The 15453-nt window shown below is 45.5% G+C and carries 16 protein-coding genes; 12 read left to right on the top strand and 4 right to left on the bottom strand.

Translation table 11 applies throughout. The features are described from left to right. The first annotated feature begins 66 nt into the window (after nt 1-66). The 3 genes from M1K46_RS02535 (at nt 67) to M1K46_RS02525 (ending at nt 2162) form a co-directional block, all read left to right on the top strand. Nucleotides 67-1332, top strand: coding sequence for an MDR family MFS transporter (locus M1K46_RS02535; RefSeq protein ID WP_256224746.1), 1266 nt, complete (start codon nt 67-69; stop codon nt 1330-1332). A 79-nt stretch (nt 1333-1411) separates the two neighbouring features. Continuing rightward, a complete protein-coding gene (locus M1K46_RS02530) occupies nt 1412-1828 on the top strand; it encodes a MarR family winged helix-turn-helix transcriptional regulator (protein ID WP_082316118.1) in 417 nt (138 codons plus the stop codon). Further along, nucleotides 1812-2162 carry a DUF3147 family protein gene (locus M1K46_RS02525; RefSeq protein WP_053356850.1) on the top strand — a complete coding sequence of 117 codons (351 nt, stop codon included), beginning with the start codon at nt 1812-1814 and terminating at the stop codon, nt 2160-2162. Before M1K46_RS02530 ends, M1K46_RS02525 begins: the two co-directional genes overlap by 17 nt. A 1-nt stretch (nt 2163) precedes the next feature. On the opposite strand, the gene M1K46_RS02520 is transcribed toward M1K46_RS02525, so the two are convergent. After that, entirely contained in the window at nt 2164-2775 is a 612-nt protein-coding gene (locus tag M1K46_RS02520) for a flavin reductase family protein (RefSeq protein WP_256224745.1), read from the bottom strand. A 92-nt stretch (nt 2776-2867) separates the two neighbouring features. Here M1K46_RS02520 and M1K46_RS02515 point away from each other — a divergent pair, with 92 nt between their 5' ends. From M1K46_RS02515 to M1K46_RS02505, 3 genes are read left to right on the top strand one after another with little or no spacing between them, the layout of a single operon-like run. Beyond that, nucleotides 2868-3569, top strand: a complete 702-nt coding sequence (locus tag M1K46_RS02515; protein WP_256224744.1) for an ArsR/SmtB family transcription factor — start codon at nt 2868-2870, stop codon at nt 3567-3569. 1 nt (nt 3570) lies between these two features. After that, nucleotides 3571-3954, top strand: a complete 384-nt coding sequence (locus M1K46_RS02510; RefSeq protein ID WP_309144554.1) for an MmcQ/YjbR family DNA-binding protein — start codon at nt 3571-3573, stop codon at nt 3952-3954. 26 nt (nt 3955-3980) lie between these two features. Continuing rightward, the gene (locus M1K46_RS02505; protein WP_256224743.1) at nt 3981-5357 is read left to right on the top strand and encodes a dipeptidase; all 1377 of its coding nucleotides are present in this window, start codon (nt 3981-3983) and stop codon (nt 5355-5357) included. A 574-nt stretch (nt 5358-5931) separates the two neighbouring features. On the opposite strand, the gene M1K46_RS02500 is transcribed toward M1K46_RS02505, so the two are convergent. Beyond that, nucleotides 5932-7473, bottom strand: a complete 1542-nt coding sequence (locus tag M1K46_RS02500) for an MFS transporter (protein WP_256224741.1) — start codon at nt 7471-7473, stop codon at nt 5932-5934. Between the two features lie 571 nt (nt 7474-8044). Between M1K46_RS02500 and M1K46_RS02495 the strand changes: the two genes are divergently transcribed. Further along, nucleotides 8045-8425 (top strand): hypothetical protein, encoded by a 381-nt coding sequence (locus tag M1K46_RS02495; protein WP_091002668.1) that lies wholly within the window; start codon nt 8045-8047, stop codon nt 8423-8425. Nucleotides 8426-8452: 27 nt separating this feature from the next. On the opposite strand, the gene M1K46_RS02490 is transcribed toward M1K46_RS02495, so the two are convergent. Both M1K46_RS02490 and M1K46_RS02485 read right to left on the bottom strand, forming a co-directional pair. Then, nucleotides 8453-8899 (bottom strand): hypothetical protein, encoded by a 447-nt coding sequence (locus M1K46_RS02490; protein ID WP_256224738.1) that lies wholly within the window; start codon nt 8897-8899, stop codon nt 8453-8455. 155 nt (nt 8900-9054) lie between these two features. Next, nucleotides 9055-9255, bottom strand: coding sequence for a hypothetical protein (locus M1K46_RS02485; RefSeq protein ID WP_053356856.1), 201 nt, complete (start codon nt 9253-9255; stop codon nt 9055-9057). Between the two features lie 259 nt (nt 9256-9514). Here M1K46_RS02485 and M1K46_RS02480 point away from each other — a divergent pair, with 259 nt between their 5' ends. The 5 genes from M1K46_RS02480 (at nt 9515) to M1K46_RS02460 (ending at nt 15423) form a co-directional block, all read left to right on the top strand. Beyond that, nucleotides 9515-10726, top strand: a complete 1212-nt coding sequence (locus tag M1K46_RS02480; RefSeq protein ID WP_091002672.1) for an FtsW/RodA/SpoVE family cell cycle protein — start codon at nt 9515-9517, stop codon at nt 10724-10726. Between the two features lie 69 nt (nt 10727-10795). Beyond that, complete coding sequence (locus M1K46_RS02475; protein WP_256224736.1) at nt 10796-11560, top strand: alpha/beta hydrolase; 765 nt, start codon at nt 10796-10798, stop codon at nt 11558-11560. Between the two features lie 269 nt (nt 11561-11829). Further along, nucleotides 11830-12318 (top strand): zinc ribbon domain-containing protein, encoded by a 489-nt coding sequence (locus tag M1K46_RS02470; RefSeq protein ID WP_256224735.1) that lies wholly within the window; start codon nt 11830-11832, stop codon nt 12316-12318. A 12-nt stretch (nt 12319-12330) separates the two neighbouring features. Beyond that, nucleotides 12331-13968 (top strand): zinc ribbon domain-containing protein, encoded by a 1638-nt coding sequence (locus M1K46_RS02465; RefSeq protein WP_256224734.1) that lies wholly within the window; start codon nt 12331-12333, stop codon nt 13966-13968. Nucleotides 13969-14001: 33 nt separating this feature from the next. Continuing rightward, a complete protein-coding gene (locus tag M1K46_RS02460; protein WP_256224733.1) occupies nt 14002-15423 on the top strand; it encodes a zinc ribbon domain-containing protein in 1422 nt (473 codons plus the stop codon). Nucleotides 15424-15453: the final 30 nt, after the last annotated feature.

The following is a 15453-nucleotide window of genomic DNA, read 5'->3' as shown; positions in this document are numbered from 1 at the left end:
TTCTTCCCCTTTTACTAGAGGAAAATAAACAGCAGATAGAAGAAATGGTAAAAGGAGGGAGAAGTTATGTTTCGGGATTTGCATCCTAATATAAAGATAAGGATTATTACATCATTTATGACACGTGTGGTCGGAACGATGATTTTTCCGTTTATGGCGATCTACTTGTCTGCCAAGCTCGGGCAGGCGCTTGCGGGAATCATCCTGCTGATCAACGTGTTCGTATCCATCCTGGTCGGATTTTACGGAGGCTATGTGTCGGACCGGGTCGGGCGGAAAAAGGTGATGGTCGTTGGCCAGCTGATTACGGTCGTGGCGTTCGTGTTCATGACAGCAGCCAATTCCCCGTGGTACGATTCAGCTTGGCTCACTTCGTTCATGATGCTCATACAAAGCATCAGCTCGGGGCTGATGAATCCGGCAGCTGAGGCGATGCTGATCGACGTCAGTATGAAGGAAAACCGGAAGTTCATGTACAGCATCAACTATTGGGCCGTGAACCTGTCGATTGCGCTCGGTTCCATTGTCGGAGGATTCCTGTTTAAGTCTCACCGGTTTGAGCTGTTCATTGCCATAACTCTTGTCAGCATCTTCACGCTTTATCTGGTGGCTTATGTGATGAAAGAATCCTACACCCAGACGGCTGTTCCGCAAAAAGTGAATGTGTTCAAGGATATGGCAGGCAACTACAAAACGGTCATGAAAGATAAAATGTTTTTATGGTTCTGTTTAGCATCCACACTGATCGTGAGTATTGAATTTCAAACAGGGAATTATATTTCCGTACGTCTTGAGGAAGAGTTCACGTCCCGGCTTGTAACATTCGGCGATCTGTTTTCCTACCATCTTGACGGTCTGCGGATGATCAGCTGGATCCGGACGTTCAATACGGTGCTTGTTGTTGCAGGAACGGTTCTTGTCACACGCTGGATGAGCCGGTATTCGGACCAGAAAGTCATCTATACTGGCTTCTGGATGTATGCTGCAGGCTATGCGGTACTGGGCTACAGCAATTCAGCGGGATTGCTGCTCGTTTCCATCTTTATCGCAACAATGGGAGAGCTCATGTACGTTCCGGTCAAACAGTCCATGATGGCTGATATCGTAAATGACGATGCACGGAGTTCCTATATGGCTGTGCATGGCTTAACCTTTCAGATGGCAAAAATCCTGGGAGCTGCGGGAATCACGATCGGTTCCTTCGTTCCTTCCTGGGGCATGGCATTATCCTATCTCTTGTCCGGAATGCTCGGAATCTACTGTTTTACAAAAGTAACGGGGCCGCTGAACAAGGCGGTTAAAAAAGAAACGAAAAAAGTGGCAGCAATATAAAAGAAGGAGGCGTTTAATGTGCGCCTCCTTCTTGATAAAATATGTATCGTATTGTACGATATAAAAAGAGGTGAAGAGGATGAATGTTCAATTCATAAATGAGATATGGACCGATCTGTACTATTTATTGCATTACAAACACGAAGAACGGTTGACCCACCAAAATGTGAGATGCATGCAGGCGGTGAAAAAGAATAAGGATGCCACGGTTGCCTTTTTGGCAGATGTCCTGCAGATTACGCATCATTCCGCATCCGAGCATGTGAAGCGGCTGATCGATAAAGGCTATGCTCAAAAAGAACGATCAGCGACGGATAAGAGAGCGGTATATGTGAAGCTGACCGGGTTAGGAGAGGAAGTACTCAAACGGAACACCGAACTGGACGAAGAAAAACTGCAGAACGTTCTGGGCCGTTTGAGCAAAAAAGAGCAACAAGAGATTTTGGACGCGTTTGAGAAGCTAAGGACGGAGGCAAAGCATGTATACAGTCGTTAAAATTACAATTTCGGCGCTGGTGATCGGTATGATTACCGCCCTTGCCAAACATTCCCCTCGTTATGGAGGAATTATCGCGGCTCTTCCGCTGGTCAGCCTGTTAAGTCTGTTTTGGCTCTATACACAAGGAGAGCGGACCGATCACCTGAGCCAGTTTTTATATGGTGTTCTGTACGGGCTGCCGAGCACCATCGTCTTGATTTTTGTTGTCGCTTTTTCCCTTAAGCATTCCATGCCTTTTTTTCTGTCGATTGTACTCGGGATCGGCGGATGGGGGTTGTGTTTGGTCCTTCAAAAGCTCCTCCTTTCAGGGGCTCTATTGAATCTGCGGTAGTTTACGTCTCCGAACGGTATGTTTTTCCGAGCTCTTCTCCCAGACTGAAGTAATGGCGGAAATTATAGATTAAAGGATTCCATTTAGCAGGATCGATGTGATTTTCCCCCTTGATGATGCCGGTGTGGGCATGAACGCTGACAGCCTGGGTCTCCACAATCGCAAAGAACGGTGAGTACTCGGGAATCCGGATCTGCTTTACTTCGGCTTCAATCTGCAGAGGGCATTCTGTGATTCTTTCAGGCTGGACTGAAATAGATGAAGTGGAAGTGAAACCTGCTTCGGCAAACTTATCTTTTTTGTAGGTGAAGCCAAGCTCTTGTTTGTATGGTGGAACCGGATCTTTTCCTGTATAAGGAGCAAGTCTTTCAACTTGTTCCCAAAGCGAGGCGTCCGGAATATTCAGCACACATTCCGGTGTTCTCTCCAGGTTCTCTATGGCTTTTCCACCGAGTCCAATGCCTAATAGGATACAGTTGCCGAGTGCCCAGGAGGACGATATGGGGCTGATGTTGACCGTGCGATCCTCATTTAATGTGGTCAGCAGAACGACAGGTGTTCCGTAGTATAAAATTTTCGGTGTGATGCTTGAGGTGTTTGGCAGAGTCTTCATTTGTATGCTCCTTTATATTGGATTCGGATTCAGTATAAAGCAGGAATTCTTCGATGTTCATCGAAGTATGAATGTAAAAGGAGGCGATGAGATTGATGGCACAATCGAATGTGGCTGAAATTGCTTCGATCGTAAGCGAGTCTTCACGCGCGGCCATATTAACGGTATTGATGGACGGCCGATTTCATACGGCGAGCGAACTGGCCTGCATGGCCGGCATCAAACCGCAGACAGCAAGCTTTCATCTCTCAAAAATGCAGGAGGCCGGTGTGATCGCACAGGAAAAACAAGGACGGCACCGCTATTATGGCATTTATAATGAAGAGGTCGCGAAGGTAATGGAGTCCTTTCTTTTAATCGCCCCTCCTGTCAAAATCAAATCACTGAAACAGTCCTCACAGGACAAGGCGATGAGGTTTGCGAGAACGTGCTATGACCATCTGGCGGGCAGCGTCGGAGTTCAGCTGACCGATGCATTGTTGGAAGCAGGTTTTTTGGACGAAGATGAGGAGAATTTTATCGTAACGGAAGAAGGCGTTCATTTTTTCAATGGATTGGGCGTCGACCTTGAAACAATCAGCAAGAAACGCCGGTCCTTCTCCCATCGGTGCCTGGATTGGAGTGAGCGCCGCCATCATCTGGCAGGAGCGCTGGGCAATGCCCTTTTGGAACAATTATTGGAGCGGGGATGGATTGAGCGAGTTCCGCAGCACCGGGCGGTTAAGGTAACAGAAGAGGGGAAAAAAGGACTGAAGGAAACGTTCGGAATGGACCTTTTAAAGGAGGGAAAGTGAGGTGGCAAGCCATAAAGAAATCGTTTCAGAGACAGGCAAGCAGATGCTGCAGCAGGTCCGGGGAATTTGTATTGGTTTTCCGGAAGTAACGGAGCATGTCGACGGTTTTGGCCATACATCGTTCCGTGTGAAGAACAAGCCCTTCGTCATCATGGGAGAGAATGAACAGGGCACTTCATTGGCGATAAAAACACTGCCGGAAACTCAGGAAATTCTTCTTCAAGAGGAGCGGTTTTTCAGACCTGCTTACATCGGCCAGCACGGCTGGACCTCGATCTACCATTCAGGCGGGGTGAACTGGAAAGAGATTCATAGCCTGATTCTTGAAGCCTATCAGCGGACGGCGCCTAAGCATTTGGTGAAATTGCTGGAAGAAAACCAATAATTCGAAGAGGAAGGGAAGTACATACCATGAACGAAAAAGTAGAAGAGTACCTTGCAAGCAACAGAGATGCACATTTGAGCCAGCTGAAAGATTTTCTCGCCATTCCCAGCATCTCGACGCAGACAGAGCACAAGGGAGATATGGAAAAAGCAGCGGAATGGACCGCAGAATCCTTACGCCAGCTTGGCATGGATAATGTAAAGGTATATGAGACAAAAGGCCACCCGGTCGTGTATGGTGAATGGCTGAAAGCAGAAGGAAAGCCGACTGCCCTCATCTATGGCCATTATGATGTTCAGCCAGTTGACCCGGTCGAACTATGGAACAGCCCGCCTTTTTCTGCTGAGATTCGTGATGAAAAGCTCTATGCCCGTGGGGCGAGTGATGATAAAGGCCAGACCTTTATGCACTTTAAAGCACTGGAAGCTTTTTTAGAAACAACAGGTACACTGCCGTTGAACTTCAAGTTCTGTATTGAGGGCGAGGAAGAGATGGGAAGCCCCAACCTGCCTGCTTTTGCGGAGGAACATAAGGACTTATTAGCTGCTGATCTGATCGTGGTTTCGGATACAGGCATGATCGAAAAAGGAAAGCCGGCCATCACTTACGGACTTAGAGGATTGTGCGGCCTACAGATCGACTTGAAGGGACCGAGCGGAGATGTTCACTCCGGACTGTATGGCGGGGTGATTCAGAATCCGATTCATGCACTCGTTAAAATCGTAGACTCCTTCCATAGTGAGGACGGACATATTTTGGTGGATGGTTTCTATGATGATGTTTTGACGGTTACCGAAAAGGAGAAGGAAGAGTTTGCTTCCCTTCAGTTTAATGAGGAGGAAGTGAAGAAGGAATTAGGTGTGAATGAGTTATACGGTGAAGAAGGCTACTCTTACCTTGAGCGCACATGGACCCGTCCGACTCTTGAGGTGAACGGGATCTATGGCGGCTATCAAGGCGGAGGTTTGAAAACAGTACTGCCGTCAGAAGCCCATGCGAAAATTTCGTGCCGCCTTGTGCCGAATCAGGATCCTGATAAGATTGTTGAACAGCTCAAACAGCATATCACGAAGCATCTCCCAGCTGGAGTTGAAGTAGAAATGTCTCGCTTTGATCAAGGCCATCCTTACTTGACGCCGATCGATCATCCTTATGTTCAGGCAGCCGGCGAGGCTTATGAAAAAGTGTACGATGTGAAGACTTCCTATATAAGAAGCGGCGGTTCCATTCCGATCATCGCAACATTTAAACAGTTGTTTAACCTGCCGATTGTATTGATGGGATTCGGCCTGCCGAATGAAAACTTCCACGCACCAAATGAGCACTTCCATCTTGAGAATTTTGATAAAGGGATGCGCGTTCTGTGCCATTATTGGGAAGATATCGCGAAAATAGAGCTGTAAGAGAGAGTATAGTACCCAGGCTGATGTTGAGCCTGGGTTTTTTCGTGGGTTTGGGGCAGACGGAATCGGGCGGCAGGTAAAAACAATCATACTCCAATAAAAAAGGAGCTGTCCTGAAAGTCAAAATTTGACCTTTTGGCAGCTCCTTTTTGGCGTGAAAAATCTTCAATGAAAAGTTGATTGGAGTGCAAGGTGCGAGACTCCGGCCGGTGCTTGCACCAAGAGGCTCACCGCACGACCCGCGGAAAGCGAGCAGCCTGGAGCGGAAATCAACAGCTTCCAGACTTCTTGGACAGCCCCATTAAAAAGGAGCTGTACAGAAAGTCATCAACTGACCTTTTGGCAGCTCCTTTTGTTTAGAAATTCTTCGGTGGAAAGTTGATTGTAGTGGAAGGTGCGAGACTCCTGCGGGACGAGCGTGACAGGTGAAACCCGCAGGCGCTAGCGCCGAGGGGTTCAGCGCACGCCCCGCGGAAAGCGAGCAGCCTGGAACGGAAATCAACTGCAGCCAGATAGACATCCTTTTTCTTTTTCTATGCTAACGGCTTCTTGGACAGCCCCTTCTTTAAATCCATCAACTTGCCGGCACTTCTTCCCGGGTTTCTGTTTTCTGATTGCGGTTGCCCATCACATAGCGATCGCCTCCGACGAACAGGGCGACGATAAAACCAATGACACAAGCGATTAACGCGAGGTAAAACCCGTGGTGCAAAGCCTTTTCAACAGCTTCCCTCAAAAAGCTGACGATCTGAGGAGGAAGCTGGATGTTCTTTTGCATCAGGATTTCCGGCTTAGCCATCTGCTCCACTTTATCTGCTGGAAGCTGAGAGGATGCCGCAAATTCCTTCATCTTGTCTTTTAGATCATTGTTTACGATCGTAGCGGTAATGGCAGCCCCCATTACACCGCCGATGCTTCGCCAGAACCCGACGACAGAAGAGGCAATCCCGATGTATTTACGATCAACGGACTGAGCGACAGCGTTTTGTGAAACGCTCATGAGCGGCCCAAGAACGAGGAGGCCGAGTCCGATCATGACTCCCGTTACGACCCAGTTCGCCGTTTCGTGCGTAATGGTTCCGAGCAAGTAAGCTTCGATGATCCCAACACCCATCGCAAACGCCATGATTGTGCGGAAGCGTAATTTGGTACAAAGGAAACCAGCTGTTATAGCCCCAACCATGATCGGAAACATCATCGGCGTCAGTACGCTGTTTGAGTTTTCGTTCCCGATGACAGCCACCGAAAGAATAGGCAAGTAGGTGATGGCCGAAAACATGATTGCACCTTGGCAAAACACGACGATGCTTGTTCCGAGGACCATTTTATTTTTAAAGATGGAAAGCGGAAGGATCGGTTCCTGCGCTTTTCGTTCTACCAATAGGAATAGCGCAATGGATACTGCGGCTCCGGAAAACAGTCCGATGATCTGTGCTGAATCCCATGCATAATCTTTTCCTCCCCACTCCAGTCCAAGCAGAAGCAGGACGGTAGAGGAAACGAGCAGTAATGTTCCTAAGTAATCAACCTTAGGTTTAAAGTCAGATTTGGATTCTTTTAGAGCGATGGCCAGCGTAACAATCGAAAGCAAACCAAAAGGAACGTTCACGTAAAAGCACCATCTCCAGCCTAATAAGGAAGACTCGGAAATCCATGTGCCGATCTGCGGCCCCAGAACGGAGGAGATTCCAAAGATTCCTGCAAATATACCCGACATTTTAGCTGCTTGCTTCGGATCGGTTGAGACTGAATAGATAATCGTAAAAGAAATAGGAAAAATTGCACCTGACCCGATACCCTGAATGACACGGTAAAAGATCAGCTGGTCGATGTTCTGGGCGGTTCCGCAAAGAGCGGATCCAATCAAAAACATGCTGATACCAATCAAATAGAACAGCTTTCGTCCAAATAAATCGCTCATCTTCCCAAAAACGAGCATTGTACTGGTCGCTGACAGCATATAGGCTGTGAAAATCCAGCTCATTTTGTCAAAACCGCCGATGTCTTTGATCACTTGACTGATGCTGGATGAAACAATTGTGTTATCCAATGAAGACATGAAAAGCCCCAATGCCATTGCCAGCACGACGAACCCCATTCTTTTATCTTGAGCCATAACCTCACCACTTCCTCTTTATATTCAATAAATACCATTATTTAGAATACCATCATCAATGATGGCTGAACAGTTAATTTTTTATAAAGGAAAATAAGCCCCACGTACAAGCATTCCATTAAAATCATCATAGATTACTAGGAGGAGGTGATTAGTTTGCTGCGAATCAGATGCAACTGTTCAGCACAAAGACAGCATGCTTTACGTAAACCTGTAAACGTCATTACTTTTGGTGGTATAGGATGCAGAGGCTGTTGTTCACGTTAAGAAGAAAGATTAGGATGCTGTCGATTATTTTCCGGGAAATATGATGCGATATGTCGTTTAGATTCAATGTTTGGCGGATACACATAAGAGTAGGCGATGGAAAAATAAATGTAGACATATAATGCAGCCATCTACGACAACTTTTTTAACAAAAATAGACTAACCTAAACCCAGAAGGAACCAAAACAAAATTTCCTGTTAGAAAATATTACGAATTTCTATTTTATATAGCCATTTTTCCGTATAGTTGCATAAAGATATGTACTACAAGCCTGTTGAATAAAAAGGAGAGGCGTGTAAACCAATGGCTACCTATCACAATCAAGTATTTGTGTCTGTGCCGGAACACGAAGTCCGTGATAAATGTTCACCTATTTACTTTACCTGCATTCAGGAAGGTTTGATCGTGCGTGCCGCTTATACCGGAGAGGGCATACAATGCGGGACATTAGTCGGCATGGTTGATCATGAAGGGGAACTTCATTTTAAATACCATCATGTGAACAAGAACAATGAGCTGCGGAGCGGAGTGGGGAGGCTGGTGCCTGAATGGCTGCCAGATGGCCGCTTAACGCTGACTGGAACCTGGCAGGGAATGGACGGCTTACAACAAGAGAAAATGCAGTGCCATTCCTTTCAAGGCGCTTTTCAAGGTGCCAGGCACCTCAATTACACAAGTGTGTAATCGTGGTGCCTGGCACCGTTTCTTTTTTTAACGGCATAGCTGAAGCTGTGGCTGAGAAAGAATTCTTATGGCTTCCTTATTGTTTGAAACATCCAAAAAAATTTTTGTCTTCTCTCCCAGATAGATTGCTTCGATTGTCACTCTACACCACAATGCCCCATGGATCATTCCGATTTGTCCGGGTGCACCTGAAGCAATATCAAGGATTTGAATGACTTGCTTTTCTGTCCAATGCAAATGCAAAGGATAAAGAGTATTCCTGACGGCCTGAATTTCGTTCGGAATCTCACCTTCTGTACTTCCAACTACAAATCTAACGACATTTTGAGGACTGGTGGGATCTGGTTTCAATTGTTGGAAGCCATTGATGTTTATACCGTTCAGTGCAAAGTGCTTTAGTAATTTTGCAAGGGTCCGATCATCTGCTATTAATAGAAACTGGGTTCTCATTTTATAATTTAGTCCGTTAGGCATCGATTCCATTACTCCTTTAGTGGCTCTTATTTATATAAAAATATGTCATAGGAATAGTACTCATAACCAAAAACCAGAGGACACCCAACGCTATTTTTAAAACGTAAAAAGCCCCCCCTGGTAAATAAGGAGAGGGCTTCTTAAATTTAAATCTATTACTTGAAAATATCATACGAGACGGTTCCGCTTTTGATGGTGAGTGATTTTAGTTTTTGGTTTACTTCTGGGTTGGCTTTGAGTTCTCCCATGAATTTATCATAGGCTTCCTGGACAGAGGAGACCGTGTAAACCGCCCGCTGCCGTTTTTGGTCTGTTGAAGCTTCTACTAAAAAGAGATCAAACGTGTCTTTGTTCAAGAATCGCACCCCCATAGCTTTATGGTTATTATTTTCTGCAATAGTATTGAGAGTCCTGCCTATGGAGGGGCTGTTACAAAAAAGTAAAATTAACAGAGGAGTTGTAAAATAGCTTCTATTAAATGGATAGTTAAAAAACAGGCAGCAGTGAACGCTGTCTTTTTTTGTCCGGTTCAGAGGATAATGTCGCGATTTTGTCGCATAATTTATCATCCAAGATGTTCCAATATAGAGTAGAATAAGAGTGGGTGATCAAATTATGCTGAAAAAATTAATAAAGAATATGGATTATAGTTTAGTAGTGGCCACTGTTGGCTTATGTATATTTGGTTTAGTCATGATCTATAGCAGCAGCTATTGGGTCGCATTTAATTATGGTAGAGAAGCTGATTTCTTCTTTAATCGGCAGCTCATTTTTGTACTCGGAGGTTTTGTGATTTTTTGTCTCTCCTCTATCTTTCCATACAAAGCGTATATGAAACTAACCAAACTATTAATTACGGTGACGGTCTTTCTATTAATTCTTGTTTTTGTTTTGGGAAAGGTCGTTAATAATGCGCAATCGTGGATCAGTCTGGGAGGGTTTAACCTTCAGCCGGCTGAAGCGGCAAAAATCGCGATCATCATCTACTTGGCATCGATATTATCGAAGAAACAATCCTACATTTCCGACTTTAACAAGGCCATTGCACCACCGTTAGTTGTCGTTGGATTTATTGCCTTCCTCATTCTCATGCAGCCTGACTTCGGTTCGATGCTCATCCTGGTTTCCATTGCGGCATGTATCCTGGTTTGTGCGAAGATACGCTTTCGCCATGTTGCGATTCTTTCGGTATCGTCGGCAGTACTGATGATTGTTTTCTTCATGTTTGTGGCGAGTGATGAACAGCTTTCCCGTTTTAAGGGAGCCTACTCACCATTTGAACACCAGAAAGAGGGCTATCAGCTCATCAATTCCTATGTCGCCATTTCTGCCGGAGGAATGGAAGGGGTAGGGCTCGGGAACGGGCGTACAAAGTATGGATACCTGCCAGAGGGACAGACGGATTTTATCATCGCCAACGTCTCGGAGGAGTTTGGATTTGCCGGTGTTCTGGCCTCAATCACAGGATTATTTTACATCGTGATCAGAGGATTTATCATTGGCCTGCGCTGTAAAGATACGTTCGGCCGGCTGCTGGCGTTCGGTGTGGCCAGTATGATCGGGATCCAATCGTTCATTAACCTTGGCGCTGCCACAGGGCTCCTGCCAGTTACCGGTGTTCCACTGCCTTTTCTAAGCTATGGCGGGTCATCACTTCTGGTCATCATGTTCTCAATGGGAATTCTGACGAACGTTTCCGCGTTTGTGAACATGAAGCGAAACCCGGTTCATGAAGATGCTTTGGATAAAGATAAGCCTTTAACACCTCTTCACAAAAACACAGTTGCTGCGTTTCCTTATCAAAACAAAAAGAAACCAGCCCACTAAAAAAGGTTTGCAATCTCCGCTCTCATTCCGTCATGATGTAAGAAAACCGATAGAATGGGAGAGTGGAAAATGATCGATACGTTCGAAGTTGTCATCACGCCATTTCAGAGGAAAAGGAAGGTAAGGGTCTGCCTGCCGAATGGTTATGAAACAAGCGGAAAAACATATCCAGTCCTGTATATGCATGACGGACAGAACCTGTACTGTGATGAGGATGCGAGCTTCGGCACATCCTGGGGTGTAAAGGATTATATAGAAGAAAGCGGTCTTGAGCTGATTGTCGTCGGGATTGATTGTGCGGATGGAACTGACCGTCTGGATGAGTACGGTCCATGGGAGAATGCCGACATTGCAGACAAGCTGAACCTGGATAAAAATGCTTACGGCGGCGGGGGTGAAAAATACATCGATTATATCGTGCATGAACTCAAGCCCCTGATCGATCAAAAATACCGTACTCAGCGCAATGACACGCTGATGGCGGGAAGCTCGATGGGCGGTCTGATCTCGACATACGCAGCCTGCGCCTATCCGCTCATTTTCACTCGAGTAGCTTCTGTTTCGTCTGCCTATTGGTTCAACCAGCAAGAGATTGAAGTGCTGATCCGGGACAGCGACCTTTCCAGCGTGAAAAAATTCTACATGGACGTTGGTACAAAGGAAGACTCCGGGAACGTAAATAACCAGATGTATATCGATTCAAGCGACCGGGTGTACGAGATCATGAAGGATAAGGTGAGTGACTGCCGCTATGACGTAGTCGAAGGCGGGATACATAACGAAGCAGATTGGAAAAAACGCCTGCCGGAGATTTTGGGTTATTTGTTTAACTGAAATCAAAAAAGTTCCTATCCCAATACAATGGGATAGGAACTTTTTTGATTGTAAATTGTAATTTTATTACAAGTATCGGCATTCATTTTCCTCATAAAAAGAAAAAAGGGGAAATATAGTAAATAAAAGGTAGTCTTTTAGTCATATATCGGTATAATAAAAAAGTAGTAAAAAAGGAAGGCTTTGGGCTGATACATAAGGGGACACCGTCCTTGATTTTAGGACGCTATTCTATATATTTTAAAGGTGAAAAAGGGGAGAAAAATTTTATGTCAGATTTGCAGGCTAAGTTAGGGGATGGACTTACCAAAATTCAGGGCAGCCTCCAGCAGGGGAAGCAGAAGCTGCATACTGCCCAAGAAGTGGGACAGCTCAGGAAAACGGGAGCAGAAGCATCGGCTAAACGGCTAGAGCTTATCGTGGGATTAGGGGAAGAAGTCTATTCTTTGATCCGCAAAGGGGAGTTTGTTCCTGCTCATTTATCACGTATGGCAGAAGAGATTCAAGCTCAGGATACGGCGATTTTCCAGGTGAACAGAACCATTGAAGAGCTGAACCGTAAAAATACGGACGGCGGATATTCATGCTCATGCGGAGCACCTGTCAGTTCCGCTGACAAATTTTGCGGCAGCTGCGGAAAACCAGTTGTGATTCCAAACCAGAATAGCGAGCAATATACGCTTCAATGCCGTACATGCAGTGAAATGATTCCAAGCGGATCCGAGTATTGCGGATGCTGCGGAAATAAAACGGTTTAAGGGGGGACTTGCGTGTATTGCAGCAGTTGTGGACATTTAAATGATCCGAACATGAATTATTGCGCCAAAGACGGTGCGGCACTTAACCTTCCCAAAAAACCGAACGGCCTTTTCACAAGCCGGGACTCCAGGTTCTGCTCATCCTGCGGAACAGAAAATGACAGGCAGCAAAACTATTGCCGGTCATGTTCAGCGAGCTTGTTTGCATTAACCAAAGGGAAAGAAGATTTAACAGCCATTACAGGGGCAGCTCGTGATACGCTGAAAAACACGGTGAACAGCCAAACCCTGCAAAACGTGAAACAAACCGTTTTGAATTCAAAAAAAGTAAAATTCGCCCTTGGCGGAGCACTGATTTCTTTTTTAGTTGTACTTATTCTTTCATTTGCAATTAACGGGATTTTGAACAAAAAGGTAGAAACGCTTTTAGAAAATGATGAAATTAGTGAATTTAATGTAGGTTCCATTCTGTCAGAGATGGGCTCCCTTGGAGACGGGGTCGATGCCCCCGAGCCTGATTCGCTGGTAGGTGTGACAGATTGGATTCTTGCTTCGCATATGGTGGATTCGACCATTCACGCAGGGATCAAGGGAAGTGCAGGAGAAGAAACGCATTCAAGCAGCGCTGATTTTGAAACAAAGTCCGGTGTGCTTATTCTGCTTCTCATTCCGTTCATCGGCCTTGTGGCTGGGGGATATTTTTATGCTGCGAAAAACAAAAGTGAAGCATTGGCAAACCGCTTTAGCGCAGCTTTAATTATTGGTGCTGTATATGCACTGGTCCTTGCCATCCTGTCTTTCTTTGCAGGATTCTCCTATAATCTTTCTGTTAATGAAGAATTTATGAAAATGCATCTTTCCATCGATACGGATTATTCATTCTGGGGCTCATTGTTCAATGGCTTTGTAATCGGAACATTGTTCAGTTTCCTTGGGACTTTGCTCCATCTCGGTGCTTTCAAAACGACAGGGCATCTATCTTCACGCCTTTCCTATGGAGAGCCGATCCATCAGGCGGCAAGCACACTTGTACGCGGTGTGATTTTAACAACCTTGGTGCTCTTTATCGTCAGTGTAATCAAGATTAACGATGAGGCAGCTCCTTCTGAAGATGTACCTTGGACGGCCGTTTTCGTATTCATAACGCAGCTGGGTTTATATGTTTGGAACATTCTTAACTTCTCTACCTTCAAGTTCCAGGGTACAGCTGACGGTGATTCCGGGTCCTTGCATTTGTCCCTGTTCTCGGGAGCAGGCGGCACAGCTACAGATAACTCTATTGTATCCGGTTTTCGCTATGCGATTGAAGAAACACTGAACCTTGATGCTTACATGTATCTTGGGCTGCTCATTCCGGTTCTACTGTTTCTCTATGCCGGCTACCGCATTTATTTAAAATCACAGAATTTCAACAAAGATTTACTCATTTTCAGTGCGGTATACAGTGTGCTGCTCACGTTTATTATTACGGCAACACGTTTAGCGATTACGGTATCAGGTGACTTGATGAACCAAATGAGTATGGACGATATGGGAGGCATACATTTTTCTCTCGGTTTCTCCTTCTTCGGCACGTTGTTTGCCAGTCTGATCTTCTCCGCTCTGCTCGCCTATGCGGGAAGCTATATTGCACGTTTAAGACAACATTAAAAAGAGTTCGATATAAAAGAAAGAGGGGAAACCATGAATTTTTGCAAGGAATGCGGAACCCAGCTGCCTGGGGGCAGCGGATTCTGCAAAAACTGCGGAACTCCGTACAAAGGACAGGAACCAGTGCCAGCACCAGCTGAGCCGACAGGGAGCCGTTCTTCAGAAAAGAGCAAACGTCCCAACAAGCCGCTGATCATTTCAGTGGCTGCCCTGGTGGTCCTTCTCATTGCCGGTTTTACGGCTTATAAAGTGATAGAGGGCAAAACAGGTCCGTCTGCTACCGTGAAGAATTTTAAAGAGGCTATTGAAAACAAAGACACGGAAGCGGTAAAAGGCTTCATTAACGAAGGACAGTCTGAAATTGAAGCGGATGACAAGACTGTGAAAGACTTTATTGAATATGCCAGTAAAAACAACTCGTTTTCATCAGCGATAGATTCTCTGGAAAAACAGGCGAACGGGATGGACGGCGAGACACTTGCCCGTCCAATTACCGACGATAATGACAATGAATGGCTTCAATTGAAAAGAGACGGCAAACAATGGCTGTTCTTTGACCACTATGTGGTAGAGGTCAAACCGGTAACTGTTAAAGTGACTTCTAACTTTGAAGATTCATCCGTTTACCTGGACGGCAAGAAAAAAGGGATTCTGGATAAAGAGGACGGCATTGTAAAAGCAGGGGAAATCCTGCCGGGAAGCCATAATGTAAAAGTGGAATACAAAGGAGAGTACGCAACCCTCTCCGATAACGTGGACGTTGATGTGTCAGAAGCGGAAAAAAACCTGCTTGAAGTGGAGGTTCCTCTTGAAGGGAAATACGTTTACATCAATTCCAATTATGGTGATGCCAACCTGTTTGTCAACGGCAAGGACACTGGCAAAACAGTTGATGACATCGATGAATTCGGGCCAGTGGCTACAGACGGTTCTGTTACGCTTCACGCCGAAAAAAACTTTGACTTCGGAAAAATGAAAAGTGAATCGGTTGTGATCAACAACGATGAAGACGTGAGCCTGGACATTGACTATGACGAATCCGCTATGGCCGCAGGAGACGAAACAATGGATGACGATAGTGGATTATATAAAGATGAAGTTAAGAACTTTATGCGTGAGTACGTCAAACTGTCTGTAGAAGCGATGAACATCCATGATTTCTCGCTGATCTCCGATTATCTCGATGAAAGCGGAGATGCATACGATGAAACGAGCAAGTACATCGATTATGTGAACGAAAAAGGAATCACAGAAAAATTGGTGGATTATGAAGTGTTTGACGTTGAGCAGTTCGATGAAGAAATGATCCATGTTTCAGCATACGAAACCTTTGATATTACGTATGGCGATGGAGAAACAAAGAGAAAGAAATTCAAATCCCGCTATGCGGTATATGCTCCATACGATGGAGGCTACTATATTAACAAGCTGCTCGAAACCAAAGAAGTGAAATAATATCGTACAGAAAAAGGTGCCAGGCACCGC

It is taken from the genome of Fictibacillus sp. WQ 8-8, assembly GCF_024494405.1.
In the GTDB taxonomy this organism is placed as follows: domain Bacteria; phylum Bacillota; class Bacilli; order Bacillales; family Fictibacillaceae; genus Fictibacillus_C; species Fictibacillus_C marinisediminis.
This window is presented reverse-complemented; position numbering and strand designations above follow the sequence as displayed.